The sequence below is a fragment of the Streptomyces boncukensis genome, assembly GCF_011045075.1.
Classification (GTDB): Bacteria; Actinomycetota; Actinomycetes; order Streptomycetales; family Streptomycetaceae; genus Streptomyces; species Streptomyces boncukensis.
The window spans coordinates 1-2,107 of the sequence record NZ_JAAKZZ010000828.1 but is presented as its reverse complement, the minus strand read 5'-3'; the positions used below and the strand labels follow the sequence as shown (position 1 = coordinate 2,107).

Genomic DNA, 2,107 nt, shown 5'->3' with positions numbered 1-2,107 from the left:
CGCCCGCCCCGTCGCCCGTCCCGTCGGCGCCGTGCTCGTGGGCTTCTGCGGCGGCCCGGCGGGCCGCCGGTACGCCGTCGAGGAGCCTGCTCGCCCGTGCCAGCTCGAACAGCGGCGCGAAGGTGTCCCACGCGACATCGGCGACCACCGTGTCCGGGTCGCCGCGGTCGAGTATCCGGCGCAGCGCTGTCAGCGCGGCCCCGGGGTCCAGCGGCGGGAGGCCCTGCCGCCGGGACCGTTCGAGGTCCGCGCCCGGCAGCGCGTCCGCCCCGCCGTCGCCGTCCGCCAGGTCCCACAGCCCCCAGGCGATGGAGACCGCGTGCCCGCCGTCGGCCCTGCGCCGCTGCGCCAGCGCGTCCAGGCAGGCGTTGGCGGCGCAGTAGACGCCATGGTCCCGGCTGCCCCACACGGCGGCGGCGGACGCGCAGTAGACGACGGTGTCCTCGGGGCGCAGCCCGCAGCGCTCTGCGAGGTGCCGCGCCGCGACGGCCTGGTCCGCACCGACCGCGGCGGCCAGCTGTCCGCCCGTCAGCTCCGCCAGCGGGGCGAGCTCGCCGGACATCGAGGTGTGGACGACGGTTCCGATGCGCACCTCCTTCCTGGCCAGCCACGCCACGAGGGCCTCGACGTCCGCGGGGTCGGCCGGGTCGCGGTCCGCGACCGTGACCTCGCTGCCCAGCTCGGTCAGCTCGGCCACCAAGGGCGCGGCGGCGGGCCCTTCCGGTCCGCTGGAGTCCAGCAGCACGATGTGCTCCGCGCCGCCCTCGGCCAGCCACCGGGCGAGGGGGGCGACGGGGCCCCCGGTGCCGCCGGTGACGAGCACGGCGCCCCGCGCGGACCACTCCCGCTCCGCCGCCGTGCCGTCGGGCGGTACGGGTACGAGGCGGCGTCCGAAGGCGCCGCCCGCGCGCAGCGCCACCTGGTCCTCGCCGTCGGCTCCCGCGAGGACGGCGGCCAGCCGGGCCGGGTCCAGGTCGTCCGGGTGCGGCGGCAGGTCCACCAGCCCGCCCCACTGCGCCGGATACTCCAGCGCGGCCACGGTGCCCAGCCCCCACAGCTGGGCGTGGAGCGGGGCGTCCAGCGGCTCGGACGCACCGGTCCTGACCGCGCCCCGGCTCGCGCACCACAGGGGGGCGTCGACACCGGCGTCCGCCAGCGCCTGGAGCAGGGTGAGCGTCGCTCCCAGTCCGGGCGCCACGGCGGGCAGCGACGGGTGCTCGTCCAGGGCCAGCAGGGACAGGACACCGCCGGAGGGTTCATCTTCCGGGAACCGGCACCGCAGCAGCGCGGCGAGCTCGTCCCGGTCGGGCTCCTCCCCCACCTCGATGTCGCGTACCGGGGCGCCTCCCGCGCCCACGGCCCGGACGCAGGCGTCCAGCCAGTCGCCGGCGCCGCTCGCGGGCCGGACGACCAGCCAGCGGCCGGAGAGGGCGTGACCGGGGCGCTGTCGCTGGAGGACGGCGCGAAGGTCGTGGCCGTACGGAGCAAGGCGCTGCGGCGGCTGGCCGGAGGCGGTGCCATGGCCTCCCTGGGGGCGGGGCGTGAGCGGGCCGAAGAGCTGGCGGCGCGGGCGGAAGGGGTGGGCGTGGCCGCCGTCAACGGCCCCTCCTCCACCGTGGTGACCGGCCCGCCCGAGCAGGTCCGGGCCGTGGTGGCGGACGCGGAGCGCGCCGGGCTGCGGGCGCGGCTGGTCGAGGTCGACTACGCCTCGCACAGCCCGCAGGTCGACCTGATCGCCGGGGAGCTCACCCGGGCTCTGGCCGGCGTGGCGCCGGCGGCCTCATCCGTGGCGTTCTGTTCGACCGTCACCGCCGACACGGTGGAGACCACCGGGCTGGACGGCGGCTACTGGGTCGCCAACCTGCGGGAGCCGGTCCGCTTCGAGGAGTCCGTCCAGGCCCTCCTGGCCGCGGGCCACCGCGTCTTCATCGAGGTCGGCCCGCACCCGGTGCTGACGTGGGGCATGCAGGAGTGCTTCGAGGAGGCCGGCGTGGACGCGGTCACCATCCCCACCCTCCGCCGCGGCCAGGGCGGGCGCGCCCAGCTCGCCCACGCCCTCGCACAGGCCCACACGGCCGGCGTGCCCCTCGACTGGAGCCCCTGGTAC

General features: G+C 78.0%; 2 protein-coding genes. One reads left to right on the top strand and one right to left on the bottom strand.

Annotated elements, in window-relative coordinates; all coding sequences use genetic code 11:
- Positions 1-1,357: beta-ketoacyl reductase (locus tag G5C65_RS40590; RefSeq protein WP_338146830.1), on the bottom strand; the 1,357-nt coding region annotated here is incomplete at its 3' end.
- A gap of 75 nt (positions 1,358-1,432) precedes the next feature.
- Between G5C65_RS40590 and G5C65_RS39895 the strand changes: the two genes are divergently transcribed.
- The coding region (locus G5C65_RS39895) for an acyltransferase domain-containing protein (protein WP_338146829.1) at positions 1,433-2,107 on the top strand (675 nt) is incomplete at its 3' end.